The 25,878-nt window shown below is 40.3% G+C and carries 29 protein-coding genes; 20 read left to right on the top strand and 9 right to left on the bottom strand.

All coding sequences use genetic code 11. From position 1 onward, the window contains the following. Positions 1 to 73: 73 nt before the first annotated feature. The 6 genes from mtnW to MKY17_RS16105 all read left to right on the top strand — a co-directional run bounded on the left by mtnW (position 74) and on the right by MKY17_RS16105 (position 4,441). Positions 74 to 1,306, top strand: coding sequence for a 2,3-diketo-5-methylthiopentyl-1-phosphate enolase (gene mtnW / locus MKY17_RS16130; RefSeq protein WP_076366072.1), 1,233 nt, complete (start codon positions 74 to 76; stop codon positions 1,304 to 1,306). 6 nt (positions 1,307 to 1,312) lie between these two features. Further along, positions 1,313 to 1,972, top strand: a complete 660-nt coding sequence (locus MKY17_RS16125; RefSeq protein ID WP_098369353.1) for a 2-hydroxy-3-keto-5-methylthiopentenyl-1-phosphate phosphatase — start codon at positions 1,313 to 1,315, stop codon at positions 1,970 to 1,972. Beyond that, positions 1,969 to 2,598 carry a methylthioribulose 1-phosphate dehydratase gene (locus tag MKY17_RS16120; protein ID WP_098369354.1) on the top strand — a complete coding sequence of 210 codons (630 nt, stop codon included), beginning with the start codon at positions 1,969 to 1,971 and terminating at the stop codon, positions 2,596 to 2,598. Before MKY17_RS16125 ends, MKY17_RS16120 begins: the two co-directional genes overlap by 4 nt. Before the next feature lie 24 nt (positions 2,599 to 2,622). Then, on the top strand, positions 2,623 to 3,156 hold the full coding sequence (locus MKY17_RS16115; RefSeq protein ID WP_098369355.1) for a cupin domain-containing protein: 534 nt from the start codon (positions 2,623 to 2,625) through the stop codon (positions 3,154 to 3,156). A gap of 124 nt (positions 3,157 to 3,280) precedes the next feature. Next, positions 3,281 to 4,207, top strand: a complete 927-nt coding sequence (locus MKY17_RS16110) for a CobW family GTP-binding protein (RefSeq protein WP_098369356.1) — start codon at positions 3,281 to 3,283, stop codon at positions 4,205 to 4,207. Positions 4,208 to 4,273: 66 nt separating this feature from the next. After that, on the top strand, positions 4,274 to 4,441 hold the full coding sequence (locus MKY17_RS16105) for a hypothetical protein (protein ID WP_157831134.1): 168 nt from the start codon (positions 4,274 to 4,276) through the stop codon (positions 4,439 to 4,441). 36 nt (positions 4,442 to 4,477) lie between these two features. Here MKY17_RS16105 and MKY17_RS16100 read toward each other — a convergent pair whose 3' ends face one another. Further along, positions 4,478 to 4,720, bottom strand: coding sequence for a DNA alkylation repair protein (locus tag MKY17_RS16100; protein WP_076366082.1), 243 nt, complete (start codon positions 4,718 to 4,720; stop codon positions 4,478 to 4,480). 109 nt (positions 4,721 to 4,829) lie between these two features. Here MKY17_RS16100 and MKY17_RS16095 point away from each other — a divergent pair, with 109 nt between their 5' ends. From MKY17_RS16095 to MKY17_RS16070, 6 genes are all read left to right on the top strand, one after another. Then, positions 4,830 to 5,096 carry a hypothetical protein gene (locus tag MKY17_RS16095; RefSeq protein ID WP_098369357.1) on the top strand — a complete coding sequence of 89 codons (267 nt, stop codon included), beginning with the start codon at positions 4,830 to 4,832 and terminating at the stop codon, positions 5,094 to 5,096. 117 nt (positions 5,097 to 5,213) lie between these two features. Next, positions 5,214 to 6,176, top strand: coding sequence for a hypothetical protein (locus MKY17_RS16090; protein WP_098369358.1), 963 nt, complete (start codon positions 5,214 to 5,216; stop codon positions 6,174 to 6,176). A 5-nt stretch (positions 6,177 to 6,181) separates the two neighbouring features. Further along, positions 6,182 to 6,868, top strand: a complete 687-nt coding sequence (locus MKY17_RS16085; protein ID WP_098369359.1) for a response regulator transcription factor — start codon at positions 6,182 to 6,184, stop codon at positions 6,866 to 6,868. Next, positions 6,865 to 8,280, top strand: coding sequence for a HAMP domain-containing sensor histidine kinase (locus MKY17_RS16080; RefSeq protein ID WP_098369360.1), 1,416 nt, complete (start codon positions 6,865 to 6,867; stop codon positions 8,278 to 8,280). The genes MKY17_RS16085 and MKY17_RS16080 overlap by 4 nt, the downstream gene beginning before the upstream one ends. Positions 8,281 to 8,299: 19 nt before the next feature. Beyond that, positions 8,300 to 8,737: a FixH family protein gene (locus MKY17_RS16075; RefSeq protein ID WP_098369361.1), complete on the top strand. Its 438-nt coding sequence runs from the start codon at positions 8,300 to 8,302 to the stop codon at positions 8,735 to 8,737. Positions 8,738 to 9,185: 448 nt separating this feature from the next. After that, positions 9,186 to 9,968, top strand: coding sequence for a CAP domain-containing protein (locus MKY17_RS16070; RefSeq protein WP_098369362.1), 783 nt, complete (start codon positions 9,186 to 9,188; stop codon positions 9,966 to 9,968). A gap of 166 nt (positions 9,969 to 10,134) precedes the next feature. Here MKY17_RS16070 and MKY17_RS16065 read toward each other — a convergent pair whose 3' ends face one another. Beyond that, positions 10,135 to 10,545 (bottom strand): Hsp20/alpha crystallin family protein, encoded by a 411-nt coding sequence (locus tag MKY17_RS16065; protein WP_260398121.1) that lies wholly within the window; start codon positions 10,543 to 10,545, stop codon positions 10,135 to 10,137. Between the two features lie 216 nt (positions 10,546 to 10,761). Between MKY17_RS16065 and MKY17_RS16060 the strand changes: the two genes are divergently transcribed. Then, the gene (locus tag MKY17_RS16060) at positions 10,762 to 11,535 is read left to right on the top strand and encodes an SDR family oxidoreductase (protein WP_098369364.1); all 774 of its coding nucleotides are present in this window, start codon (positions 10,762 to 10,764) and stop codon (positions 11,533 to 11,535) included. A gap of 65 nt (positions 11,536 to 11,600) precedes the next feature. Here the strand turns inward: MKY17_RS16060 and MKY17_RS16055 are convergent, their stop codons facing one another. Continuing rightward, positions 11,601 to 12,956: an MATE family efflux transporter gene (locus tag MKY17_RS16055; RefSeq protein WP_098369365.1), complete on the bottom strand. Its 1,356-nt coding sequence runs from the start codon at positions 12,954 to 12,956 to the stop codon at positions 11,601 to 11,603. Positions 12,957 to 13,085: 129 nt separating this feature from the next. Continuing rightward, a complete protein-coding gene (locus MKY17_RS16050) occupies positions 13,086 to 14,198 on the bottom strand; it encodes a mechanosensitive ion channel family protein (protein ID WP_286176844.1) in 1,113 nt (370 codons plus the stop codon). Between the two features lie 202 nt (positions 14,199 to 14,400). On the opposite strand from MKY17_RS16050, the gene MKY17_RS16045 reads away from it, so the two are divergent. After that, on the top strand, positions 14,401 to 15,480 hold the full coding sequence (locus MKY17_RS16045; protein WP_098369366.1) for an undecaprenyldiphospho-muramoylpentapeptide beta-N-acetylglucosaminyltransferase: 1,080 nt from the start codon (positions 14,401 to 14,403) through the stop codon (positions 15,478 to 15,480). A gap of 52 nt (positions 15,481 to 15,532) precedes the next feature. Beyond that, positions 15,533 to 15,679 carry a DUF2639 domain-containing protein gene (locus tag MKY17_RS16040; protein WP_098369367.1) on the top strand — a complete coding sequence of 49 codons (147 nt, stop codon included), beginning with the start codon at positions 15,533 to 15,535 and terminating at the stop codon, positions 15,677 to 15,679. 36 nt (positions 15,680 to 15,715) lie between these two features. On the opposite strand, the gene MKY17_RS16035 is transcribed toward MKY17_RS16040, so the two are convergent. The 4 genes from MKY17_RS16035 to MKY17_RS16020 all read right to left on the bottom strand — a co-directional run bounded on the left by MKY17_RS16035 (position 15,716) and on the right by MKY17_RS16020 (position 18,668). Continuing rightward, the gene (locus MKY17_RS16035) at positions 15,716 to 16,399 is read right to left on the bottom strand and encodes an LrgB family protein (RefSeq protein WP_069981733.1); all 684 of its coding nucleotides are present in this window, start codon (positions 16,397 to 16,399) and stop codon (positions 15,716 to 15,718) included. Next, positions 16,374 to 16,766, bottom strand: a complete 393-nt coding sequence (locus MKY17_RS16030) for a CidA/LrgA family protein (RefSeq protein WP_098369368.1) — start codon at positions 16,764 to 16,766, stop codon at positions 16,374 to 16,376. The genes MKY17_RS16035 and MKY17_RS16030 overlap by 26 nt, the downstream gene beginning before the upstream one ends. Before the next feature lie 205 nt (positions 16,767 to 16,971). Beyond that, positions 16,972 to 17,526, bottom strand: a complete 555-nt coding sequence (locus tag MKY17_RS16025) for a GNAT family N-acetyltransferase (protein WP_098369369.1) — start codon at positions 17,524 to 17,526, stop codon at positions 16,972 to 16,974. A 320-nt stretch (positions 17,527 to 17,846) separates the two neighbouring features. Next, positions 17,847 to 18,668, bottom strand: coding sequence for an undecaprenyl-diphosphate phosphatase (locus MKY17_RS16020; protein ID WP_098369370.1), 822 nt, complete (start codon positions 18,666 to 18,668; stop codon positions 17,847 to 17,849). A 183-nt stretch (positions 18,669 to 18,851) separates the two neighbouring features. On the opposite strand from MKY17_RS16020, the gene MKY17_RS16015 reads away from it, so the two are divergent. The 5 genes from MKY17_RS16015 to dapF all read left to right on the top strand — a co-directional run bounded on the left by MKY17_RS16015 (position 18,852) and on the right by dapF (position 23,480). After that, positions 18,852 to 19,172, top strand: a complete 321-nt coding sequence (locus MKY17_RS16015; RefSeq protein ID WP_034311189.1) for a DUF4870 domain-containing protein — start codon at positions 18,852 to 18,854, stop codon at positions 19,170 to 19,172. Positions 19,173 to 19,400: 228 nt separating this feature from the next. Continuing rightward, entirely contained in the window at positions 19,401 to 20,195 is a 795-nt protein-coding gene (locus tag MKY17_RS16010) for a hypothetical protein (protein WP_141994673.1), read from the top strand. An 89-nt stretch (positions 20,196 to 20,284) separates the two neighbouring features. Further along, positions 20,285 to 20,857, top strand: a complete 573-nt coding sequence (locus tag MKY17_RS16005) for a carbonic anhydrase (protein WP_098369372.1) — start codon at positions 20,285 to 20,287, stop codon at positions 20,855 to 20,857. Between the two features lie 156 nt (positions 20,858 to 21,013). Then, a complete protein-coding gene (locus MKY17_RS16000) occupies positions 21,014 to 22,315 on the top strand; it encodes an NCS2 family permease (RefSeq protein ID WP_098369373.1) in 1,302 nt (433 codons plus the stop codon). A gap of 178 nt (positions 22,316 to 22,493) precedes the next feature. Beyond that, positions 22,494 to 23,480 carry a diaminopimelate epimerase gene (dapF, locus tag MKY17_RS15995; protein WP_098369374.1) on the top strand — a complete coding sequence of 329 codons (987 nt, stop codon included), beginning with the start codon at positions 22,494 to 22,496 and terminating at the stop codon, positions 23,478 to 23,480. 465 nt (positions 23,481 to 23,945) lie between these two features. Here dapF and MKY17_RS15990 read toward each other — a convergent pair whose 3' ends face one another. Then, the gene (locus MKY17_RS15990) at positions 23,946 to 25,790 is read right to left on the bottom strand and encodes a DNA ligase D (RefSeq protein ID WP_098369375.1); all 1,845 of its coding nucleotides are present in this window, start codon (positions 25,788 to 25,790) and stop codon (positions 23,946 to 23,948) included. Positions 25,791 to 25,878: the final 88 nt, after the last annotated feature.

Here is a 25,878-nt window from a genome sequence, read left to right as displayed (position 1 = left end):
GCTTTTGCCATTTTGAGAACATTTCAGGTTAATGACATCGAGAGTTTACTAACGTGTTATAGGAGTGATTCAGATGAGCGAGATAGTCGCTACTTATTTAATTCATGACTTCAATGGAAATCATGAGAAAAAAGCAGAGAGCATCGCCTTAGGTTTGACTGTCGGGACATGGACGGACCTGCCACATTTGGTCCAGAAACAACTGGAAAAACATAAGGGGCGCGTCGTATCGGTGACACCACTATCTGAAGAAGAGAGGGCAAACAGCTACTTTAATCGTAAAGTATACCGTTCGCTTATTAAAATTGCCTATCCGGCAGGGAATTTCTCCATTGATTTACCTGCAATCCTCACGACGGTCTTCGGCAAACTTTCATTGGACGGAGAAATAAAACTTATCGACCTGGATTTTGTCGGTGATATTCAAAAAGCTTTTCCCGGGCCGCAATTTGGTATTGGAGGCATAAGGGAAAAGATTGGCGTATTTAACCGGCCCCTGGTGATGAGCATCTTTAAAGGTGTATTAGGAAGGGACCTGACATTCCATAATGAGCAACTGAGGCAACAAGCATTAGGGGGTGTCGACCTAGTTAAAGATGATGAGATCCTCTTCGACCAGGAACTGACTCCATTTTTCGATAGAATAAAAACGGGAAAAAGAATATTGAATGAAGTCCATGAAACCACTGGCCACCGAACTTTATATGCTGTCAATCTATCAGGGAAAACATTTGAATTACTGGATAAGGCAGAGCAGGCGGCTGAAGCAGGGGCAGATGCTTTATTGTTCAACGTTCATACATATGGTTTGGATGTATTGCAGGCCTTGAGTGAACATGATCGTATCAAGCTGCCGATCATGGCGCATCCCGCATATAGCGGGGCATTGGCATCTTCATCATTTTATGGGATCGGCTATCCGTTATTGCTTGGTAAATTAGTAAGGTTATCAGGTGCGGATTTATCCTTGTTCCCATCCCCTTATGGAAATGTCGCACTAGAAAAAAAGGAGACCTTGGCGATTGCTGAAGCTCTGACAAAAGATGAACTTTCATGGAAAAAAGCCTTCCCTGTTCCTTCTGCAGGCATTCATCCAGGCATGGTTCCGGACTTAATCAAGGATTTTGGGCTCGATAGCGTGATTAATGCAGGGGGCGGAATTCACGGGCACCCTGACGGAGCAGAGGGCGGGGCCAAGGCTTTCCGTTCTGCTGTGGAAGCCGTTCTAGCAGGAAAGGACCTATCAGAAGCGGCGGCTGAGGAAGAAACACTAAAAAAAGCTCTTGTGTTATGGGGAGGCTTATAAGAAATAATGAAACCGATCATCTTTTGTGATTTTGACGGAACGATCACCAACACGGACAATATCATTTCCATCATGAAAAAATTTGCGCCTCCGGAATGGGAAGCGTTGAAAGACGGTGTCCTTCAGCAAAAAATCAGTATATCTTCAGGAGTTGGGGATATGTTTTCACTGCTTGATAGTGGCATGAAGGATGACATCATCCAATATGTAAGAAAAACGGCCGGCATTCGTCCAGGGTTTTATGAATTCGTTGAGTATACGAAACAAGCCAACATCCCTTTATATATAGTAAGCGGGGGCATGGATTTTTTCATTGCACCGCTTTTAAATGATATCTTGCCAACAGAGTCCGTTTATTGCAACCATGCATTTTTTGATAAGGAAAAGATTTATATAGAGTGGCCACATGCTTGTGATGATCAATGTAATAATGATTGCGGTTGCTGCAAGCCATCCATTATGAGGGAAATAGCGGGTGCGGAAGATTTTAAATTCGTTATTGGAGATTCAGTAACGGATTTTGAAGCGGCTAAACAGGCCGATTTTGTCATAGCCCGTGACATACTGCTTGAAAAATGCGATAGGGAAGGAATTCCACATCAAGGATTTGAAACATTTTTTGATGTAATTGACATTTTAAAGCGGCAGGAGGCGGTTAAAGCGTGAACAATCATTCTAAAGAATGGCGGGAGTTGGCAGATATTAAAGCTGAACTGGCCGAAAGGGATTGGTTTATGGGAACAAGCGGGAACTTGTCCATCCGCGAGCCCAAAAGCCCTTTCTTTTATATTACGGCAAGCGGTAAGGATAAAAGGAAGCAAACGGATTCGGATTTTTTACTGGTGGATTTAAAAGGAAAACCAGTTGAAGAAACGAACCTAAGACCATCGGCCGAAACTTTACTTCATACAGTCATTTACCGGAAAACAAATGCGAACTGTGTACTCCATGTCCATACAGTTGAAAATAATGTGATATCAGAATTGTACGGAGATGAAGGCCAGGTTTCCTTTTGTAATCATGAAATCATTAAAGCGACCGGTCGGTGGGAGGAAGATTCGGAGCTTCGGATTCCAATCATATATAATCACGCTGACATTCCGCTGTTATCCGATAAGTTCAAGCCACATGTCGAAGAAGACTCTGGCGCCGTGCTGATCCGCAATCATGGCATTACGGTTTGGGGTAAAAGCGGACTCGAAGCAAAAAGAATACTTGAAGCTTGCGAATTTTTATTTCAATACCAACTGTTGCTTAATCAACAAAAGGCGTTTGCAGGTTCTTTAAGATAAACACTCATAGAGGAGGTATGAATGATGGCGACGATCAAATTCCATGAAACAAACGAGGTTATTGAAAACGGTGAACAGGTAAAAGGGTTTTTAGAAACACAAGGGGTTATTTATGAGCAATGGGACATTTCTAAATTACCGGCCCATCTTGTGGAAAAATACGATCTAACAGATGCTGACAAGAAGGAAATCCTTGTAACATTCCAATCAGAGATAGCGGAAATTTCTGAAAGAAGAGGCTATAAAGCGCATGATATCATCACATTATCAGATGCAAATCCGAACTTGGATCAAATGCTTGAAAACTTTAAGCAGGAACACCACCATGAAGATGATGAAGTGCGTTTCATAGCGGGAGGTACGAGTATCTTTGCCATTGAAGGCAATGATAAACAGTGGTTTGATGTACGTCTTAATCCCGGAGATCTTATTAGTGTACCAGAATCAACAAGACATTATTTCACGCTCGCAGAAGATAGGAAAACTGTTGCTGTCCGTATTTTCGTAACAGCGGCAGGATGGGTGCCGATTTACGAAAAAGATGAAGTTCAAGCATGAATCATTGTTGAAAAACCAGCTTAAGGGCTGGTTTTTTTATGTGGATCCGGCAAGTGCTTTAGTAAGATAAGTATGATAAAATTTAACGGAATCGAATTTAACCGGATCATAGGAGCAGATAAGAATGAAAACAACCGAAGTATACATATTGGGCGGCTTTCTCGGCAGCGGGAAAACGACGCTTCTTCGAAATATTTTAAAACAGGAAAGTGAAGCGGGTAGAAAAGTGGCCGTGCTTTTAAATGAGCTTGGCAGTGTATCGGTTGACAGCGGACTCCTTGGTGATGGAGTGCCACTTAAGGAGTTGTTTGACGGATGCATTTGCTGCACAATTCAAGATAAACTGGAGGTTCAGCTTCATGAATTGCTAACGGAAAATGAACTGGATGCGGTTTATATTGAAACGACGGGCGCAGCTCATCCAGTTGAAGTATTGGATGGCATCATGTCGCCGATTTTCGCCAAAAGGCTGGAGTATAAAGGGATTATCACTGTCGTCGATTTATTAAGGTGGCGCGATCGGGAGGAACTGTCTCCGCAGCTTCGACAGTTGCTTGTCGAGCAAATCCACCATGCCGATTTCATATTATTGAATAAAGCGGATTTAGTAAGTGAGATGGAGGCCGCACAGCTGATTTATACGATACAGGCGCTGAATCCGGATGCCGTATGTTTATTGACGGAGTATGCAGCCGTATCCTTGGCATCATTGCAGCAGATGCAAAGAAAACGGCATAATGGCCATCAAAAGCTTGATGTACATGACCATTTGCATTTAACTGCAGTCGTTCATACATTTGAAGGTGCCGTGGCACAAACCGACTTTGAAGAGTGGCTTAGGGCTCTCCCGGAAACGGTCTATCGAATGAAAGGATACATTTCCTTTACACATTCACAATACCCCCATTTATTCCAATACTCCTACGGAATGCCGATGTATATGAATGAAATGATGAAAATGCCATTGAATATCGTCATGATCGGGGAAAAGTTGGATAAGGAAATGTTGATCGCTCAGTTGAAAGCTTTGGAATTGAAAGCGGCCCGATAAAAGTTTACCGCCCTTTAAAGAAGGGAAACATAAAAAGGAGACTTTCTTATCAAGGAGGCGGTATTAGTGCCATGGAATAAGAACGATTACCCAAACTCGATGAAGAATCTAGATAAAGATGTAAGGGAAAAGGCTATAGAAATCGCCAATGCATTATTAGATGAAGGATATGAGGATGGAAAAGCCATTCCAATCGCCATAGACCGGGCTAAGATGTCAGTAGGAAAAGATTGAAAAAATGGTCAGACCCATTTATGGGTCTGACCATTTTTATTGTTGCATTCCAAAGGCGGCAAATGTCTTTTCGTCTTCTATTAATCCGCAAGCAGCACATTGAACCCGAACTTCAGGACCATTATATGCTAGGTGGAATGGCTGAAGGGAATCATTCGAATATTGTTCAATAATCTCACCTGACTGCGGATCCTTTTTAATGGGGGTTGCTACTTGCTGAATGAGATTGAAGCGAGATTTATTTGTCCGGCAATTCGGACAGCGGTATACTTGAGACATTGTACTCACTCCCTTTTTGAATTTTAAAAAGCGTGATCGTATTATTAAGATAGTCTTTACAAACTCGAACATTAATATGTATAAATTAGTAATGGATGGAAGGGATACTATGAAAGAAAATGTCAGGCAAGAAGAATTACTGGTGGCTTATTTAAGCATATGGAATAATCGTAAGATGACCGATGGAAGTGGAGGGGAAGTGTTGTCGGAACTCATCCGCCGTGAGCTTTTGGATGAAAATGCCCATCCCCGTGCCCGAAAACCGGTATTGGAGAAATTTTACCTCTGCATTAAACGCGTGATGGAATCTTCGCTTTCTGAAGAAATGAAAAATGCGATCGTCATGGCCTATATCACTGAATTGGAAAGAATATGATTTCCGAGGTGTAACAGATGCTTGTTAGCAAATATTCTTTTCTGCTTCATACTTTTTTCACAAATCATTGTTAAAATCTTTAAAAAATAGATATTTAATGAATAAGGAGCTTAAAATATGAAGTGGGGCATTGGGCTTTTTCTTGCCATCGTACTGCTTACTGGGTGTAATAGCAGTAATGCATTAACTAAAATCAATAAAAGTGAATCTTTCCTGGCGACTGTCAATATCAAGGATACCTCACTGACTTTCATAGATGAAAACTATCATCCATTTGCAAAATGGGATATTTCAGAACCATTTACCGGAGCACTGCTCCTGGCAGACAAAGATACTATCCTGCTTTATGGAAAAGAGATGGAGAAAGTCCAAGTGTACTCTTTATCAGCAGGAAAACTGATAAACAGTTGGGAAATTGGCAAAGGGATCGTTAATATGCAGTTGTTACATGATGGAAAAAGCATCGTGGCGGTCAACCAATCGAATCACTCCATCTATTTTTTAAATACAGATGGGGAGAAACAGGATATTGTCAAGGTTGGTAAAAGCCCCCTGACCGTTCTTCAAGGAGAGCAATCGAATCGTTTGTATGTTATTAATTTTGGTGATACCAAATGTTCTGTAATAAATCTTGAAACGAAAAAGGTCGATTTTGAATTTCCCGTACATAGTTCCAGCACAGGCACATTATTAAGGGAAGAAAAGGATGAAATATGGATCGGAGGACACGGTGATGGGGACAAAGTGGAAGAAGATCTATATATTTATTCGGCACAAACGGGAGAGTTGAAGAATAAGCTGAAGGCCCCAACCATGCCGATAAAGTTCCTTGAGAATGCAGAAGGCATATTTGTCCTTAGTCATGGTACAAGCTCCTTATATAAATTGAATGATCAATATGAGGAAGTGAAAAGCAAAGTGGTCGGCGTCAACCCTTTTGAAATGGCTAGCTTTAACGAAGATGTGATCGTGGCGGGATATGATAGTGATGAAGTGTATGTAATGGATGCTGAAACAGTCGATGTTAAAAAAACGATCAAAGTCGGCGAAGGTCCGTTCCAATTGATGTTGAGGGAGTAGATGACATGCATGTTTACACCATTTTAGTCGTGGATGATGAAGAAGATATGCGAAATCTAGTTGAAATGTATTTACTGAACTCAGGTTATCGATGCCTTCAAGCTGCGAATGGAAAAGAAGCTATTAGTATGGTTGAAACAGAGGAAGTTGATTTAATTCTATTGGATATCATGATGCCAGGTATGGATGGTTTCTCCGTTTGTGAAGAAATTCGTGAAAATTGGGAGATTCCTGTGATATTTGTCAGTGCGAAAGGTGAAGAATGGGATAAGGTGAAAGGGCTGAAGCTTGGCGGCGACGATTATATCGTCAAACCGTTCAATCCAGGAGAATTGGTTGCAAGGGTCGAAGCGGTATTGCGGAGGACAGGGAAATTATCATTGAATGAAGAGAGTCAAAACCATGTCCGGTTCGGTAAAATTAGCTTGAACTTACAATCCAGAACGGTTTTGGTGGAAGGGAAGCCAATCAATTTAACCTTGAAGGAATTCGAATTGCTTTTATTCCTCATGCGTCATAAAAGCCAGGCACTAAGCCGTGAACAACTGCTTGAAAATGTATGGAGCGGGGAGTATGGAGGATCTTTACGGACCGTGGATACCCATATCAAAACGTTACGAATGAAATTAAGAGCGGCCGATTACATTCAAACCGTCTGGGGAATCGGTTATAAGATAGAGGAAAAGAAATGATCAATAAATGGCGAACCCTCACTTTTAAATTATGGCTCACCATCATCACCGCCATCATCCTATCCGTGCTGTTCGCTTATTCACTTTCTCAATATTATTATAAAAATCTATATGTGGAGAAGCTTAAAACAGATTTAGTCAATGAAGCGTCATTGCTAGGGGCGGATTACTCCGGCGGTGAAATCAGCGAAGATTTCAAGGAAAAAGTTGAATGGTTTAACAGTAAGAATGACAGCGAGATCTTTGTCGTCAACAATCCGAGGGAATTGAGTGCCTGTCTGCCTTTTGAAATCAATTATGACACCCTTATTTCTGAAGAAGAACGGCAAATGCTTTTAGATGGGAAAGCCGTTGAAAAAGAGGGATATGAGAAAAGATTTGAAAAGAACATCGTAGCGGCGATCATACCCCTGATTGACGAAAATCGGCTCGAAGGTATCATCTATACATATATTCCTGTAGATTCCATTACGGTATTACTCAAGGAATTTGCCGCAAAATGGATGGCGGCCGTTCTATTATTTTTGATTGTCGCGATTTTGTTTACTACGAAATGGTTGAAAAAGCTAGTCAGTCCGATTAAGGAAATCGAGACTGCAGCCCATCGTGTCTCAGAGGGGAATTATGACATACAGGTCGAGGTAAGGAGTCATGATGAAATAGGGAAACTGGCAATGGCCTTTAATGATATGGCCAATTCCATCCATATGGAAGAAGAAAGAAAAAAAGAATTTTTAGAAAATGTTGCACATGAGCTCAGAACCCCGCTTAGTTACGTAAAGGGCTATACGCAGGCCATATTGGATGGTGTCGTGAAAAATGATGAAGAGCAACGGAAATACCTTCAACTCATTTCAAGGGAGGCTCTTAGGCTGCAGCGGCTTGTGGGAGATCTGATGGACTTATCAAAAATGGATAGTGATCCATTCATGTTAAATAAAACCCCGATTGCCTATGCGCAATTCATTGAAGACGTACTTGTGAAATATGAACCGATAATAAAAGAAAAGCAATTGGGCTTGCAGCTAGATCTGGATCCAGACCCGATTATTTTGGGGGATGAAGGAAGGATGGAACAGATCCTACATAACATTATTGATAATGCCATTCAGTACACGGATCCCGGAGGGGCGATCCATATTACCTTAATTCAGCATAAAGATGATTGCGAACTGCTGGTTACTGATACGGGTAACGGGATTCCGGAAGCGGATCTGCCATATATCATGAATCGTTTTTACCGAGTGAACAAGGCACGCAGCCGTTTTGATGGCGGGTCAGGGCTTGGACTGTCGATTGTTAAAAAATTGGTGGAATTACAAAATGGTAAAATCGAAATAGAAAGCAAGGAAAAAAGGGGCACAAAAGTCAGGGTCATCCTACCGATTATAAAAGAAGAATGGAATTCATAAAAAGGGGATACGTTCAAAAATGAAAAAAATCCTGTTATTTTGCATGGCGTTATTTTTTTTGGCTGGATGCAGCAAGGAAGAGGAAATTCCGAAAATGTTAAATGTCGATTTAGCTGTCGATCCAATTCAGGGTAAAGTGAATGAGCCTGTGAAATTTCAGGCAAAAGTAACATATGGGGACGAAGCCGTGACAGATGCGGATGATGTCAGTTTTGAAATTTGGCTTGCGAATAGCGATGATCATGACAAGATCGCAGTGAAACATAAAGGGAACGGCATATATGAATTGGAAAAGAATTTTGATAAAGAAGGAACCTACTATGTATATGCCCATGTAACTGCAAGGGATATGCACAACATGCCAAAGAAAGAATTCGTAATAGGCAAACCAAGCACTCCTGAACAAAGTGGCGAAAAAAAGGAAATGGACGAGATGAATGATGAAGAAATGAAATGATGAATATACCATCGAAATCAAAACAATTCGGGTTTAAAACCGGATTGTTTTTTTTTATTTGAAAAAATATTCAAGGTGATAGGGAGAATATGACGAAATGTCGAAGTTAAACCGAAAAATTTGTAACATAAAAGTAAAGAAAGTCATAAAAATCAGGTTGGAAATGATATGTCAATTAAAATTTATTAGTATTCAATGGAAATAGTTCTATGTAACTACCATTGACAAGAAATTACTGGGAAAATATGAGTATTTATACTACTGGCAGAAACATAGATAGTTAAAGCATTTTTGCAAGATTTCTCTGAAACTTGGATCATAAATTATTTTCATTCGCACCCTGTGAATTTGATGGAAATTGATGGAGCCTTTATTACAAAAAGTGCATGTTATGATAATTCCAGAAGCAAAGCACAACAAAAAATGAACATCACAGGAGGAAATACGAATGAAAAAGAAAATGTTTATGTCAGCAGCAGCGGCTGCAGCTATTATATTCACAGGAGTAGGAGCTAACCAAGCTGAAGCAGCCAACTGTGATACTGTGAAACAAGTAACTTTTAAATCTACTAATAAAGAGGATATGCAACAAGTCCTTAACCAATACCTAGCTAAATACAATATCACTTTACCGGCAGCGCAGGCACAACAAACGCCACAACAAACGCCACAACAAACGCCACAACAAACGCCAGTTCAAAAACCAGTTCAAAAACCAGTTCAAAAACCAGTTCAAAAACCAGTTCAAAAACCAGTTCAGCAAGAAGCTGGAACAACGAACCAAGCAAAACCTGAAGCAAAACCAGTTACACCTAATAAATCAACTGATGAAAAACAAGAGACAAGCTCTGAATTAAGTGCTTTTGAACAACAAGTTGTTAAATTAACAAATGCAGAACGTGAAAAACAAGGTTTGGCAGCTCTTAAAATCGACACTGAGTTGAGCAAAGTTGCACGTATTAAGTCTCAAGACATGAAAGATAAAAACTACTTTGATCACAATAGCCCAACTTACGGCTCACCATTCGATATGATGAAACAATTCGGAATCAGCTATACAACAGCTGGCGAAAACATCGCACAAGGTCAACAAACACCTGAAGAAGTGGTACAAGCTTGGATGAATAGCCAAGGACACCGTGAAAACATCATGAACCCTAGCTTTACTCATATCGGAGTAGGTTACGTAGAATCTGGTAACTACTGGACTCAACAATTCATCGGAAAATAATAGATTAATAGAAAAGAGCATCCCATTAACATGGGGTGCTCTTTTTTTGCGAGAATGGATCATTCCATTCCATGAAATAAAATACAGTGAAATCTAAAAAAGGTTGGCACCAAGAAAATAACAGGAACCGCACCTTATTATCAGCGAGGTCCCGGTGTGTAGCAGCTTATATCTCGGATACATCGATTTCTGAATACTGGGTATTGAAACTTTTCTGAAGACGTATTTCCAACGTTGATTCTTTATATTGGGCCGATGCCCCTTTTTTCTTAACAAGTGCGGGGAGTGTAATGACATGCCGATCTGACTCTTCAGGAATCCCCTCGATGATGGATTGGTTAGATGTATGGTAAAGTTTCATATTTTTTAGCCAAGATTCATCTTCTATAGGAATTCTTACAAAGACATATAAGTGGGTTTCAAATACTTCTGCATGTAAAGGATGTTCAGATCTGGCATTTACTGTTTGTGAGCCGCCATCATTTTGGTTCATCATACCTTGCATATTGTCAGGGATGACTTGTGAAAATACTTTTTCGATGAACGATTGTACATCACTTTGCTGCATATTTTTCATGAAGTCCTTCTGGTTCGGGTTATTCTTAAAAGAAAAAAGTGAATTCCAGGGAAACATATTGAATTCCTCTCTCCTGCTTTTGGTCTGACAGGTTTATTTGTTATATTTTATGCAGCTAAAGCCCATAGGTTCTTTTTTATAATTACTAAATTATAGAAAATGGAATAAACTTATGTATAATTAAGTAAAATCCATTAGATAAAGAGGGTAAAGCCTGTGGATGACAAAGTAGCTTTTATTACTGGTGGAGCAACGGGAATCGGCAAAAGGATGGCACTTTCACTCGCGGATAATGGAATGTCCATTATCATTACTTATCGAAAAAGTAAAAAGGCAGCTTTAGCATTAGTGGATGAATTACAGGATAAGTACCATGTTAAGGCAATTGCGATTCAAGGTGACTCGTCAAGTGAGGAGGATTGCCTGAATATTTTGCAAAAGATTTCGGAGTCATTTGGCCATGTTGATATTTTCATTCATAATGCAGGGCCATATATGCATGACCGTAAGCCTATGACTGAATATGGCAGTGATGAATGGAAGTACATCATGGATGGAAATTTAAATGGTTTTTTCTATTTTGCGAAAGAGCTTATTCCACATATGCGCAGTAGAAACTGGGGTAGAGTCATTACATTAGGGTTTGAACGGTGTGAAACTGCACCAGGTTGGATCTATCGTTCTGTTTTTGCTGCTGCAAAGAGCGGCTTGACCTCCTTGACAAGAACTTTAGCTGCCGAAGAAGCTACACATGGCATCACCGTGAATATGGTCTGTCCCGGTGATATCGTAGGTGACTGGAAAGAGGAGGAAATTAGGGTCGCGAGAGAAGAAAAGGATGATACGGTTCCAGTCGGCAGACCGGGTACAGGGGAAGATATAGCGAGGGTCATCACGTTCCTTTGTGATGAAAAATCAGATTTCATTACCGGCAGCATCATACCGGTAACAGGCGGTAAGGATGTTCTTGGGAAAATATATAAAGCCTAGTGGTTTAGGGGTTGAATTCAGAATGAAAAAGGGTGAGGCCGGTATAATCCAGCCCCACTCTTTTTTTACGCCATTTTTTTATATTTTACTTGTTGTATGAACCGTAAGCGAGCCGCCAAGCCTATAGCTCCGAGAGCCAAGCCGGAAATTAAGCCGATCCAGTACCCAAAGGCTCCCATATCCGTATACTTTGCAAAGAAATAGCCAATGGGAAGCCCGAGAATCCAGTAGGAGACAAGTGACATCGCAAATGTGACATTTACATCTTTATATCCACGCAAAATACCCTGAATAGGTGCCTGCAGGGCATCCGATATCTGAAAGAAGATGGCATATATCAAGAAATGTGATGTCAGCATCATAACCTCATGGTCTTTTGTGTATAAAGCGGCCACAGGTTCGCGGAAGAGGAATAGGATGGTCGACAAAACGAGCGACATCGTCAATGCCATCGAAATGCCAATCCAGCTATACTCTTTGGCGTCTTTATAACGGGCCGCTCCAATTTCGAATCCAATGACGATCGTCAATGCCATGGAAATACTTAGCGGGATCATATAAAGCAGTGACGCAAAATTCATGGCAATCTGATGCGATGCAATTGTCACGGTATCATACTTACTCATTAAAAGGGTGACGGCCGAGAAAATGCTTGTTTCAAAAAAGATAGCCAGTCCGATGGGTACCCCAATCAATAATAAGGCCTTCCATTCTTTCCAGGAAACCCGGAAAAATTCACTGAAAACCTCATATGTCGAAAATGGGTTGATTTTTATCACAACAAGGATGGCTACAAGGGCAATTAACCAATACGTAATGGCAGTGGCGTAACCGGAACCGACACCGCCAAGTTCAGGGAATCCAAACTTACCGTATATTAACAGGTAATTAAAAAGGACGTTTACCGGGAGTGCACATAAGGTGATGATCATGGAAATCCTAGTCTGTCCCAGAGCATCGATGAAAGCTCTCAACGCATTATAAACGAATAAAGGAATGATACCGAGTGAAAGGGCGATCAAGTAATCATGAGCCACCATGTGGACACTATCTTCAAGGTCCATGGCACTCAATACGGGGTTCAAAGAAAACGCCCCAATGATTAAAATGATCAAGGCTAAAGCAACAGCTAAATAAATGGCCTGCATCACGGAATAGGAAACGGATTTAGACTGCCTGGAACCTACCAGTTGTGAAACCACCGGCGTCAAGGCAATCAATATCCCGCTCAGCCCCGTGTACACTGGTGTCCATAGCGAACTGCCGATGGAGACGCCAGCAACGTCCTGAGTGCTGTATTGTCCCGACATCATCACATCAAAAAAAGTCATGGCATACATGCTGATTTGGGTGATCAGGATAGGTATCAATATATAAAATAACAAGCGGAGCTTTTGTGATTTAGTATAAGTCTGATTCATCAAAGTACCTCAATATCAATATTTGGAATTTTCAACACAATGAAAGAATTATATCACATAAGCATGTGATGTTTTAAGAGTTTTTATTTGAAGCTAAAAAAGACTTGCCGTATTGGGCAAGTCCTTTTGTCAGTCACGCATGGATTCAAAATCATTCATGGCTTCCAAATTTGAGTCTTTTTGAAGAATGAATGCCTGTGAAGGAATGGCAATTTGTACATCTTCCTGTTCCAATATCTCCATTATTTTAAAGTTCACATCTTCTTTGATTGATAAATATCCCCCAAAGTCCGTCGCTTTCGTGAAGAAATAAAGGTAAAGGTTGAAACCGGAATGACTGAACTCATCAAATTTAACCAAAATCGTTTCCGGATGTACTTCAGGATGATCAATGAGCATTTTTTCAATTTTCTTAATGACATTTTCCAATTTTTCTTTTGGTGTCGTGACATTCACTCCCAAATGAAAGGCAATCTGTCTTTTGCCCATCTTGGACCAGTTGATGATCGGTTCATTCGATAGGGTCGCATTTGGGACTGTAACTAAAGCTTGGGCAAAAGTCCGAACTTTTGTGCTTCGGAATGTGATGTCTTCAATAGTTCCCTCCACACTTGGAGTTTTGACCCAATCTCCTATGGTAAAAGGTTTTTCGGTAACGATGACGATACCTCCAAAGAAATTGCTGACGGTATCTTTAGCGGCAAGAGCGAAAGCCAATCCACCCAAACCAAGCCCTGCAACAAATCCATCGACATTAAATCCCCATTCTTCCGCAATGATGGAGGCACCAAAAGCAATGATGATTAATTTTATGATTTTCGTAAAGAATGGCATGACGATTTCATCGACTTCAAGTCCGAATTTACCTACCAATTTCGGAAATAATATAGTTAAGATCGAACTGATATTAAAAATCGTCCAAAAGAATAAGAAGACAAAAAACGATCTGTATATTTTCGATCTGAATTCAACCGAAGGTGAGTCGATCGGAAAATAGTGCATGGATATAATGACACCAATCAAAACGATAAGCAATCTTACCGGCTGTTCTATAGCGAGCATTAAGTTGGCGGCAAATTCTACTTTACGTTTTTCTGCAATTCGTAGAAAGAACTTGAATATATATGTAGTAAATACTTTCCGAAGCAAAAGGAAAATTAGAAAAATGCCAATGGAAATTCCTAATTTGGTCCAGGCTTCGATTCCATCAAATTGATCGAGTGATTCAGAAACTTCTTGCAATGTATTACTCCTCCAATGTATCTTGTAGTATTGTAGAATACTAAGATTATAATATATTCATGCTGAAAAAGGAAAAATAATCGATGATTACATTCATCATTGGGGTTTAGCGATTCACTGAATACTTTTTCAAGTTATTAATGGCAAGGATATATGGTAATATGGATGCAAAGTGATTTTTTAAGTTTGGAAGGTGGAAATATTGACTAAGAAAATAGTATTTACCGGAGGCGGTTCTGCCGGTCATGTATCTGTTAATGCAGCAATCATCCCGGAATTTTTAAAGCATGAGTGGGATGTTACTTATATTGGATCAAAAAAAGGCATTGAAAAAAATATCATCGAAACGGAATTTCCCGAGGTCCGTTATGAAACGATTTCAGTTGGGAAATTCCGGCGTTATCTATCTGTTGAAAATATGAAAGATCCTTTCCGGGTCATAAAAGGGATTTTTGATGCACGAAAAATATTAAAAAAGACCAAGCCGGATTTCATTTTTTCTAAAGGTGGATTCGTTTCGGTTCCAGTCGTTTTGGCAGGCAGGATGCTGAGGATACCGATCGCGATACATGAATCGGATTTTACGCCTGGTCTGGCTAATAAGATTGCCATGCCGCTTGCATCTAAAATCTTCACTACTTTCCAGGAAACGGAAAAAGATCTTCCTAAAGAGAAGGCTATGTATCTTGGCGCTGTATTGCGCGATGGGATTTTTACTGGAAACGCTTCTGCTGGAAAGGCATTTTGTGGATTCACGAATAACAAACCGGTGTTGCTCGTTATGGGAGGAAGCCTTGGGGCCGTTAAAATCAATAATTTAATTACAGATAACCTTGATGCCTTATTAAAGGATTATCAGATTATTCACATTTGCGGGAAGGGAAATGTGAAAACGGAATTGAAACAAAGGGGATATGCTCCTTTTGAATTCGTACATGAAGAATTGTTCGATCTATTGGCGGCTGCTGATGTCGTTGTGTCAAGGGCAGGTTCAAATTCAATTTTTGAATTCCTTGCTTTGCAAAAGCCGATGTTACTTATCCCTCTAAGTGCCAATGCATCCCGTGGAGATCAAATCCTGAATGCGTCAAGCTTTGAAAAACAGGGTTTTTGTAAAGTCATCGAAGAAGAAGAGCTAAATGACCGGATTTTTAATGCTACATTAGCGGATTTAGTGAAACAATCGGATGAATATCAGGAGAAAATGCGTCAAAAACGCCCATTCAAAACGGCAGCTGAAATGTATGAATTACTACTTAAAGTAATGGGTGCAAAAAAATAAGTATCATTCCCCTCTATGTAGCATATCTTTTTCGAACAGAGGAGGGGGTAGAATGGCTTATGAATATTCCAAAGGGTGGTTCATTCAGCAGCTGAAAGCCGCAGGGATTAGCTATCATCCAATTGAGAAAAAAAAACTGGAGCTGTATAAAACGTATATTCTAAGGCGTTTATACGACGATCTGCAAAAAAAATCATAAAAAGAACCGCAACGTCGTTGACGTTGCGGTTCTTTTTTATAGGAAATTACTTATAAAAGGAAAGAAACAGGAAATAAGGATACCTGCGATAGCCATTGCCGCACCTGCGACAGCCCCGGTAAACTCACTTTCCTGGGCAGCTTGAGCCGTACCGAGACCATGAGCGATCGTACCATAAGCGATACCGCGTGCGAAGGGCATCGTAATGTTCAGTTTATCCATCATTTTTGGAGCGATCATCGTACCAAGTACCCCTGTCAAAATGACGAAGGCTGCTGATATATTGGAATTTCCGCCATAAAGTTCGGTGATTTCAACAGCGATGGGCACTGTAATGGATTTAACCGCCAATCCTTGGAGTATGAATTGCGGAAGTGAAAATGCTTTTGCAATGGCAAAGGCAATGATCAATGTGACTAGAAGGCCAAAAATCATGCCGCTAATTGCGGGCATTGCATATTTAACGATTATTTTTCTATTTTTATAAAGTGGTACGGCCAAAGCAACGGTAGCCGGTCCTAGGAAATAGGTGATGATGTCTTTTCCTGGTGAATAGTCTTCGAAGTCCAAACCGCTGATCAGCAGTACTAGAATAATTGTAACCGTACTGAAAAATACGGGCGTCGTAAAAGGTGATGGATGTTTAGCATATATTTTCCTTCCAATGAAATAGGCAAGGATGGTTATCAAGATGCTATAAGTTGTGATGAACGCTGTCATGCTGCTTAACCTCTCCTCTATGGGATAGCTTCTGAACGGTCCAAGCTGAAACGATGAATCCAAAAATCAGGCTGACTCCCAACGTTAGTGCCAATGGCAAACCGAATTCAATGAAAAGCCATCCCATGGTCATTAAACTGATTGAAATGGGAATGAAGAAAAAGGCTAAGTGCTTTACCAAAAATCCTGAAGTAAGTTCAATCCATTCGACTTTTATAACCTTCGTCTGTAATAAACCGAATAATAAAATCATGCCGATGACGTTGCCTGGTATGGGTAAATGAAGTAAATTGGCTAAATAATAGCCGAGCTTGCAAATGATGAGCAGGAAGATAAGCTGCACGATAAAAGCAAATGTTTTTTTCATGATTAAGTCCTTTCAATGACGATTTGAATATATTATTGAATTGGTCAATTGTATTCATTATAAAAAAATATCCCTAAAAAGAATAGGGATTTGCAGCAATCTATCTTAAACATCCTGTAAAAATGGAAAAAAGAGCTTTCCAGGTTTGGAAGCTCCGGCCATTATATTAAAAGATAAACAAAGACATGCTGAAATGTTCTTCGCTCTATGCTTCAAGTAACTGCTGTTCGTCATCATCATGCTGTCTAAGGATATGAAAGGTGTATAAATCTTTAGGGATTTCATACAAATCGTAGATATCTCCTTCATGATTGATCTGATCATAAAGGGATTTTCTTGTTTCGTTGGCATTGACGGCATAGGGAAGCTTTTCTGCGGCTTTTATAGAGCGGATATTTTTTTTGCGAATACGCATGAAGACCGTTTCCAAACTGAGCTCGAAAAAAAGCTCTTTAAAGAAAGCGTCTTTTGCAATGGCATTATATCCTTTTCCATGATAAGGCTTGCCAAGCCATGTGCCTAAGAAACCTGCACCATTTTCAATATCGTATAAAGAAATACAACCGATGGGATTTTCCCATTCATCCAAGATTGTTCGTGAAATGAGTTGCCCAGCATCTTCGGCTTCGATCGTTTGCTTAGTAATGAAAACATATTCTTCATATGAATCTACCTTATGGCGCACGAAAGGGAAGACATCTGGATGCGTCATTTGTTCATAAAGAGAAAAACAATCTGTGAAATCTCTCTTTTTTAACATTTCCGTCCCTCCGTTTGAGGGCAGTTCTTATGCGTAGTCGCTGCCCACCCTCGAAATTTTTTAAGTCGCTCATCAAAAAATTTCGGGGTGGGAATCGAACCCACTAGAACCGGAAACCGGTGGCGCACCATTTGCCTTCCCTATTTTTATTGTCAGAAAATATGCAAATCAAAAGAACCTTACGAAGGTATAATACTAAAAAAAAAACGGTTTGGGAATAGGTTTTTTGCCTTTTTTTTTCGTCAAATTTCAACTTTTTCAACAAGGGTGAAATCGGAAGGCAAACGCGTGCATTTTTCCATGAAAAACTGCTTTTTTCTTTAAAATTCACCTGTGAATTGCATGAATAAAATGATTGCGCCGAGGGCCCATACATAAATGGAGAATATTTTCAGTGATCGCTTTTTTAAGAAATCGATCATCCATACTACGGCTATATAGCCAAAGATTGCTGCGGCAAGGGTTCCGACGAAAAGCGCAGTGAGTGGCAGCCGCTCAACTTCTCCTGTAAAAATCGGTTTCATCTGAAATACGATGCCCCCGGTAATGGCAGGAATTGATAGCAAAAAGGAAAAATAGGCTGCAGTGGCCCTATCAAGCCTGCAGAATAGACCAGCGGCTATCGTCAGGCCGGAACGCGAAAGGGCAGGCATGATGGCAGCAGCTTGGAAGGTACCGATGATCAAGGCATCTTTAATCGAAATTTCATTAAGGGATTTGCCGCCTTTTCTTACTCCGTCCGCTACCCATAAAATCAGTCCAGTTGCTAAAAATTCCCATCCTATGGTTACACCTGTTTTTGAAAGGTCATCAAACCAATCCCCGAGTAAAATACCGGCAATCACTGCAGGGATTGTCCCGGCAATGAGAAGCAGAGTCATTTTGGAGAAAGGGTTTTTCAAAATGGCAATAATGTCATTCTTATAGACGACCAATAACGCCAGCAAGGTTCCGATATGGAGCATGGTATCCAGAAAAATGCCGGCCTCGTCAAGATGGAAAATATGCCGTCCTAAATATAAATGTCCAGTGCTCGAAATAGGTAAAAACTCAGTCAAGCCTTGAATGATCCCAAGGATGAAGGCTTGAAATTCGTTAAGCAAAAAAACATCACTCCATTCTAGAAGGTATGGGACATCCATTATTTAAACTGTATGCACAAGACAGATGAACATATTCTGATTTTTTGTCATATGTATTGCCAATTGGGTTTTATGAAGAAAAGGTAGTCCAATTTTACCTTTTTCGAATATAATGAGAGGGAAAATGAAACTATTTTGCCCTTGATTCGTAATTATTCATATGAGAAAGGAGGAGAAGACACTATGCCTACTAAAGATGAAAGAGTGTTTGCTGCCCTTATTTATGTGATCAGCTTTTTTACAGCATTTATCGGTCCTTTAGTGATTTGGTTATTGAAGAAGGACTCGTCACAATTTGTAGATTATCACGGAAGGGAATACCTGAATTTTTTCATTTCCTACACCGTATATTCAATAGTTGCAGGGATACTCACTATAGTATTGGTTGGATTCTTGCTATTGCCGGTTATCGGGATAGCTTTAGTCGTATTCACCATCATTGCTGCCGTTAGGGCTTATGAAGGAACGGATTATAGGTTCCCGTTGATTTTCAGGATATTATAGTATTGATGTAAAAGGATTCCGTTCAATTCGGAGTCCTTTTTTATATGAACCAAGTTGGGAATTGCCCTACATTAAAAGGGAATAGATCACATTAAAGCGAATAAAGTATTATGATAACTACTTCAATGCACTTTTAGGAAGTGGATGCCGGGCGTCTTGTAGTATTGCTAATCAATGTTCGTTCAAGGCGGCAATCTTTCTTGTAAGGAGTGAGGAGCAGAGCAGGATATGAATATACGTGAATATTATCAGAAAACGAGCAATTCAAATTTTCATGCATCTTGGATATCACTTCTTTTGGCCATTGTATTTTTCATTTGCCATATTTTTGCGATGATACCGGGCAATATATTATTGATAACGTCTCCTTTTATTTTCTTTAGCATTGCCCAATTTGTCAGTCATCGTATATATGAAAATAGAATGAAGGAATTGCCTGATGAACACATCGGGACAAATGCTGGGTTATTTAAAAATGAACATGTTTTGTTGACTTTTATGCCAGCACCGACATTGCGCCTGCTTCTCTTTGCGCCGGACGGGTCTCTAATGGGCGAGGTACGGGATTCGAATATGAAGTGGTTCATGTGGATGATACCCAATTTCTTGTCGATGCTCCTGGCCAAGCGTTATGAACTGGTGGACCATGAGGGGCGTTTGCTGGCTAAGTACCATATCAAAAGGGGACTTTTCAATAAATTGACGATCATGGATGATCAGGGCGGCATTATTGGATCGTATCAAGAAAATCGGTCATTCGTGAAGATTAATGGTATGATATATAAGGAAGATGGTACGGAATGGATGCCCATTGAAACGCCGGGAAGTGTGAATTCATTCGAGATTGCCACAAAAGAAGGGGAAAAAATAGTTTCATACCAAGAGGGCTGGATGCCTTTGGAGTGGGGGAAACGATTCAAGACAAATACACCCATACTTTCATTTTCATCAAATGTTGATGAAATTCCTAAAATCATCGTCTTGGGCTTCTGTGCAGCCACTTTAAATCATCGTTCAAATTGACAAGAATAACCCTTTAGCAAATCTTTTAAATATTTGATATAATCATAGTGGAATACATAGATAAAATACTTAATTAAAAGGTGGTAAATATGAGTTTACTTAATGAGATTCTTGATTATAATGAACAGTTTGTAGAAAAAGGTGAATATGTTAAGTATAGAACGGATAAGTTTCCTGAGAAACGTATGGTCATCATAAGCTGTATGGACACTCGGCTCGTTGAACTATTGCCAAAATCCTTGAATGTCAAAAATGGCGATGTCAAAATCCTGAAAACTGCCGGGGCAATCGTCTCCCACCCATTCGGAAGTGTCATGCGGAGTATCCTTGTTGCTATTTATGAGCTAAAGGCAGATGAAGTATTGGTCATACCTCACCATGACTGCGGGATGGCATCAGTCGATGCCGATTCTGTAGTAGACAAGATGATCGAACGTGATATACCTAAGAGCACCATCGATACACTGGGAGCTGCAGGAATCGATATCCGCAGTTGGCTTCGCGGATTTGATGATGTTTATGAAAGTTGTAAGAACAGTGTGGAAGTGATTAAAGGACACCCTTTGATCCCTAAAAATATTCCTGTACATGGTCTAATCATTTCGCCTGATACAGGGAAGTTGGAATTGGTAGTCGACGGGTACGCAGAAGGACAAAAATAATAAATTCATCGAGGCTGTCGGGATTATTTCCGGCAGTTTTTTTCGAATTTTGATCTTTTCTATTTATTTTTATCCTTTTTTTTGTTAAAATCGCCAAGTGTAGTTTGTCACTAATACAAACGGGTGGGCGAGGGACAAAATTAATAAGGATACAACATGAAGAAATTAAACTTGGAAACGTTTTTTCATTTTTCCGACTACGGAACGAATGGAAAACGTGAAATCCTTGCTGGAGTGGTCGGCTATTTTACAATAGTCTATATTCTCATCGTGAATTCCCTGATTTTATCGGAAGCGGGCATTCCGATTAATGGTGCAGTGATTGCGACGATTCTTTTATCTGCTTTAAGCTGTGTCATGATAGGACTTTGGGCGAATGTCCCAATTCTCCTCGTTCCAGGAATGGGCGTAAATGCCCTATTTGCTTATACCATGGTTCAAGGAATGGGTCTATCTTGGCAATCTGCTCTTGGTGCTGTGTTTATCTCAGGGGTTATTTTTGTAGTCATCGCTTTTACAAAATTCTCTAAGGTAATCAGTGATTCGATTCCAAGTTCAATAAAAGAAGCCATATCTGTCGGTCTTGGCTTATTCTTGATGCTAATCGGGCTCGAGAAAGGCGGGATAATCACGAGAGGTTCATCATCTATCGTCGCACTGGGAGATTTAAGCGATCCAGCAGTGTGTGCAACGGTGTTGACCTTTTTACTGGCAATCACGCTGTTCATCAAGAATGTCCCCGGTAATTTCATGATTACCATCCTGGCAGGTAGCCTCATAGCCTATTGGTTCGGGACGGTTCAACTGTCAAATATCCATTTTTCAGGCATAGACACAGCTTCCTACGGTGATCTCTTCTTTTCATTATCGTTCTTGGAAGCGAACCGGATTGAATTCTGGATAAGTGTATTTGCGATGACGATGGTTCTTGTTTTTGAAAATATTGGTCTTGTACACGGGCATGTAGACAGTATAAACCGCCAGGATGCTTATAAAAAGTCGCTGCAGGCTACAAGTGTGTCCGTTCTGCTTTCAGGCATATTCGGTTCGAGCCCTACCGTTGCTACAGTTGAAACGGCAGCTGGAATCGCATCAGGAGGCAGAACTGGTTTTACTTCAGTGGTGACTGGTGTGCTATTCATTCTATCACTGCTATTTATACCAGTGATTAAAGTAATCCCTGATAGCGCCATTGCCCCCATCTTAATTATCATTGGCATTTTGATGCTCGGAAATATAAAAAAGCTGGATTTCAGCGATTTAACCGAGAGCATACCTGCAATCATGATTATCACGATCATTCCTTTCACTTACAGTATTGCCGATGGAATGGCATTCGGTTTCATCCTGTACCCGTTCTTGAAGCTTGTAACCGGAAAAGCGAGAGAAGTGTCAGCCCCGATGTATGTGAGTGCCGGAATGTTTATCGTCTATTTCATCATTGGTATGATCGGTTAATATTTTGGAAGAGCGGTTGGAATGAGTTAATTCTTATTCAACCGCTCTTCTGTTTTTTTCGTCGTAAAAAATGGATTTATTGTGATTTACGCGATGACACATCCATCTTGAAAATGCTATGATATAGAATATTAAAAAAATGATAAATGACAAGCAGCATATTAGAGGATGTGACAGGATGATTATTGAAGGTTTAAAAAGCCATGGTTCAGGAAATGATTTCTTAATCATTGATGAATTGACTACGACCCTGACGTTTACTGAAGAAGAGCGGGAAAATTTCGCGAAGGCCCTATGTGATAGGGAGAGGCTTGGAGCGGACGGTATTTTGTTCGTAATGAAAAGTGAACATGCTGATTGCCGAATGCGTGTCTTTAATGCGGATGGATCTGAAGCCTCGATGTGCGGCAATGGACTTCGCTGTGTTGCACGTTACGCGAACGACGTTCTAGGGCTCGATAAAATGATCGTGGAAACCATGAAGGCAAATCTACTCGTGGAAAAAACGGAAGATATTTATGAGGGAATTCCGACTTTCAAGGTGGAAATTTCCCCGGTAAGTTTTAATGTGAAGGATCTGCCACTTATCATTGAAAAAGAACAATTGCAAAACGAATTATTGCCGGAACTTCATGATACCTTATTATTTTCGGCATTGGCGGTTCCTAATCCACATTTGATCACGCTCGTCGATAGTGAGGTTTTACAAAGTGATTTGCAGGATGAACTTTCAACAAAGGTCAATCAACCGAATGATCTTTTCCCTGATGGTGTCAATGTCAGCTTTGTGAAAGAGCTGGAACCAGGGAGCATTTATGTGCGGACATTCGAACGGGGAGTAGGCTTTACGAATGCATGTGGAACGGCGATGTCGGCTTCAAGCCTAGTAACATGCTCTGTTGGATTGAACACGTTGGAAAGTGAAATTTCTGTCTACAATAACGGCGGAAAAGTTAAATGCGTGGTCCACCATGATGAAGAAAGCCAAAAGTATTCAATTGATTTAATCGGGAACGCAACCTATGAATTCAAGTTGTCGATTGACCTAGACTTAGACCACCCGGAAAAATTTGAAATCCTGGAAAAACAGGACTTTGAAGCGGAAACAAGCTTATATGCTAAGTTGCAGGATGAAGTTCAAAGTTATTTGAAAACTACATTATAAGGAAAGTACCGACTAGGTGTTAGTCTAAATTAAAAAGGGATTCGGAATGTTTTAATTCCGAACCCCTTTTTCAATTTGGTTAAAAGTTAGAGATTGTGCAAGTCATTCAATGAACCTTAACAAATCGAAAACTCACGAGATTGCGAACTCACGAGTAAAAGTGCGAAACTCACGAGTAAAGGTGCCAAACTCACTAGTAAACGCCTGAAATTCACGAGTAAACGCCTGAAACTCACGAGTAAAAGTCCAAATTCACGAGTAAATACCTGAAACTCACGAGTAAACGCACGAAAATCACAATCAATCGTAAGCGAGCGTGCCGATCTATTGTTTTTTGATTCATGTCAACAGAAAATTATAAGATATATTCACTACTTTGATCAACAACAAATCAAAGTGCATGCGCCCGGTAGTTCATACCCTAAAGGGCTGCTTTAATAAATGAAGTGTCTAACTTTATCTTCTTTAGTTGGTCTTTTTTTGTTTTAGGAACGACAATACTTCCAAAAAGGCTGGTCCATTATCGACGAGTCTGTAATCCATAAATGGACACCCTTCCCTTTTTATTCTATTTGGTATGGTTTCAATCGTAAAGTCCTCTAACTGGAGACTATCGTCCACTTCCTCCCAAAACAAAGGTGTAGCCACACCAGCGAAAGAATTTCCCCGCGGGGAATAAGGAAGGATGATGGTTTTTCCTTCACTATGCTGCACAAAGTCCAAGTATAGTCGATTATGCCGATTAATTTTCATTCTTTCCGTTGTAAAATTATTTGGGTTGGAACTTGTTAAGTAGTCACCGAGAAAGTCGGTGAAAATCCGTGTCTCCTGATAAGTAAATCTGTCTTCAGGCAGTGGGATGTGAATTTGCAGTCCTTTGTTACCTGAAGTTTTTACAAAGGCTTTTATCCTTAATGATTCCATCACCTTTTTTATTTCCTGTGCGGCCTTTTTCGCTAAGGAGAAAAATTCGATGGAAGGAGGATCCAAGTCCAGGACGATTTCGTCGGGTCGTGTTTTACCGGCTTTCTGAAATGGCGCATGGAATTCCAATGCAAGTTGATTGCCAAACCAAAGAAGCGTTTCAATATCGTTACATAGCATATACTCGATATCGTCATCAATGAACGTTTTAATAAAGGACGGCGCATAATCAGGTTTGTTTTTCTGGAAAAATCTTTCTTTATCCAAAGTGCCATGAGGATAGCGGATCGTCGTAAGCAGTTTATCCTTCAAGAAGGGTAAGAAGAAAGCTGAAACCTCCCGTAAATAGTGAAGGTATTCAACTTTTACCACCTGTTCATCTCCTGTTATCCAAAGCGGTTTATCCCTGGAAGTTATTTGTACAGTATCTGGAAATGTGTATTGACCTAGCACGAATTTCTCCCAGGTACATTCTTCGGGAGCCGTTTGTAAAAGCCATTGCGAAAACTGAGGTTCACGCAATTCATTTACCTCATACACGTGTAAGTATTGAACTTCGATGCAAATGGATGGCTGGATATAAAAAAATTGTGCGTCTTCGTCTGATGCATTTTGCTTGATCAGTTCATGCAATATCCTTTTATCTTGAGCGCTCAGTCCATTTTTAACACTTCCGATTTTCGTTACGGCACCTTCTTTGAAAACTGCTAGGGAAACGTAACCATTTTCTTTGTGCAATGCTGTAATGAAACAAGAAACGGTCTTCCAATTTTTCACCTTAATCCAAGAGGTAGTACGTTTTCCTTCTTGCCAAGTACCCCGAATTTCCTTGGCGACAACCCCTTCGCCATCTAATAGGGCGACCTTATTCAAGGCATTATCCAAAACGTCAAAACTCTCTATTAATTGTATCAAAGCCTTATCGTTGGGATCAGGAGGCATAGGAAAGCCAAGATTTGCCCCCATATTCAACATCAATTTCCTTCGTTCTTCCATAGGTTTAGCCGCTACTTTTTTTCCGCTGATGCTAAGCAGGTCAAACGCTATAAACCGGCATGGGGAAAAACGGGCTTTTTCTGAAATTAAGGATTGTTTTCCAAGGCGTCCTCGCCACTGTATTTGAAAAAAGTCGGCTTTCGCCTGATTGGTAAGCCAGACCAATTCTCCATCTAACTGAAGCGGGAGATATTCTTCCAGGTCCAGATCTTTGATGTAAGCAATGATTTCCGGGAATTGTGGTGATAATTCCTTTTCGTTCCGACTTGAAATGCTTATGGTATCGGAGTCTATCGTTAAAATAGCCCTAAAGCCGTCATATTTGACTTCATAACGCCAATCCTTGGAGTTGGGGGCTTCGGGGTAATAGGTTGGCAGCATCGGTTTCATTTTTGTATTTACCTCCGCAAATAATTGATTAACATTATTTTGCCAAAAAAACGAAGTGTTAGAGTTGGCAATTGTTTTTTCGGTTTTT

Origin of the sequence: Peribacillus sp. FSL P2-0133, assembly GCF_037975445.1 — a bacterium.
Taxonomy (GTDB): domain Bacteria; phylum Bacillota; class Bacilli; order Bacillales; family DSM-1321; genus Peribacillus; species Peribacillus simplex_E.
Note: the sequence above shows the minus strand (reverse complement) of the source record. Positions and strands in the feature narration are given on the sequence as shown.

Coding starts and splice junctions, on each gene's coding strand:
- MKY17_RS16040 (WP_098369367.1), top strand. CDS start 15,533: ATGGCTTATGAATATTCCAAAGGGTGGTTCATTCAGCAGCTGAAAGCC.
- MKY17_RS16010 (WP_141994673.1), top strand. CDS start 19,401: ATGAATATACGTGAATATTATCAGAAAACGAGCAATTCAAATTTTCAT.
- MKY17_RS16080 (WP_098369360.1), top strand. CDS start 6,865: ATGATCAATAAATGGCGAACCCTCACTTTTAAATTATGGCTCACCATC.
- MKY17_RS16035 (WP_069981733.1), bottom strand. CDS start 16,399: ATGACAGCGTTCATCACAACTTATAGCATCTTGATAACCATCCTTGCC.
- MKY17_RS16005 (WP_098369372.1), top strand. CDS start 20,285: ATGAGTTTACTTAATGAGATTCTTGATTATAATGAACAGTTTGTAGAA.
- MKY17_RS16075 (WP_098369361.1), top strand. CDS start 8,300: ATGAAAAAAATCCTGTTATTTTGCATGGCGTTATTTTTTTTGGCTGGA.
- MKY17_RS16065 (WP_260398121.1), bottom strand. CDS start 10,545: ATGAAAAATATGCAGCAAAGTGATGTACAATCGTTCATCGAAAAAGTA.
- MKY17_RS15990 (WP_098369375.1), bottom strand. CDS start 25,790: ATGAAACCGATGCTGCCAACCTATTACCCCGAAGCCCCCAACTCCAAG.
- MKY17_RS16110 (WP_098369356.1), top strand. CDS start 3,281: ATGAAAACAACCGAAGTATACATATTGGGCGGCTTTCTCGGCAGCGGG.
- MKY17_RS16115 (WP_098369355.1), top strand. CDS start 2,623: ATGGCGACGATCAAATTCCATGAAACAAACGAGGTTATTGAAAACGGT.
- MKY17_RS16055 (WP_098369365.1), bottom strand. CDS start 12,956: ATGAATCAGACTTATACTAAATCACAAAAGCTCCGCTTGTTATTTTAT.
- MKY17_RS16020 (WP_098369370.1), bottom strand. CDS start 18,668: ATGGATGTCCCATACCTTCTAGAATGGAGTGATGTTTTTTTGCTTAAC.
- MKY17_RS16085 (WP_098369359.1), top strand. CDS start 6,182: ATGCATGTTTACACCATTTTAGTCGTGGATGATGAAGAAGATATGCGA.
- MKY17_RS16095 (WP_098369357.1), top strand. CDS start 4,830: ATGAAAGAAAATGTCAGGCAAGAAGAATTACTGGTGGCTTATTTAAGC.
- MKY17_RS16030 (WP_098369368.1), bottom strand. CDS start 16,766: ATGAAAAAAACATTTGCTTTTATCGTGCAGCTTATCTTCCTGCTCATC.
- MKY17_RS16000 (WP_098369373.1), top strand. CDS start 21,014: ATGAAGAAATTAAACTTGGAAACGTTTTTTCATTTTTCCGACTACGGA.
- MKY17_RS16025 (WP_098369369.1), bottom strand. CDS start 17,526: ATGTTAAAAAAGAGAGATTTCACAGATTGTTTTTCTCTTTATGAACAA.
- MKY17_RS16015 (WP_034311189.1), top strand. CDS start 18,852: ATGCCTACTAAAGATGAAAGAGTGTTTGCTGCCCTTATTTATGTGATC.
- dapF (WP_098369374.1), top strand. CDS start 22,494: ATGATTATTGAAGGTTTAAAAAGCCATGGTTCAGGAAATGATTTCTTA.
- MKY17_RS16090 (WP_098369358.1), top strand. CDS start 5,214: ATGAAGTGGGGCATTGGGCTTTTTCTTGCCATCGTACTGCTTACTGGG.
- mtnW (WP_076366072.1), top strand. CDS start 74: ATGAGCGAGATAGTCGCTACTTATTTAATTCATGACTTCAATGGAAAT.
- MKY17_RS16125 (WP_098369353.1), top strand. CDS start 1,313: ATGAAACCGATCATCTTTTGTGATTTTGACGGAACGATCACCAACACG.
- MKY17_RS16100 (WP_076366082.1), bottom strand. CDS start 4,720: ATGTCTCAAGTATACCGCTGTCCGAATTGCCGGACAAATAAATCTCGC.
- MKY17_RS16070 (WP_098369362.1), top strand. CDS start 9,186: ATGAAAAAGAAAATGTTTATGTCAGCAGCAGCGGCTGCAGCTATTATA.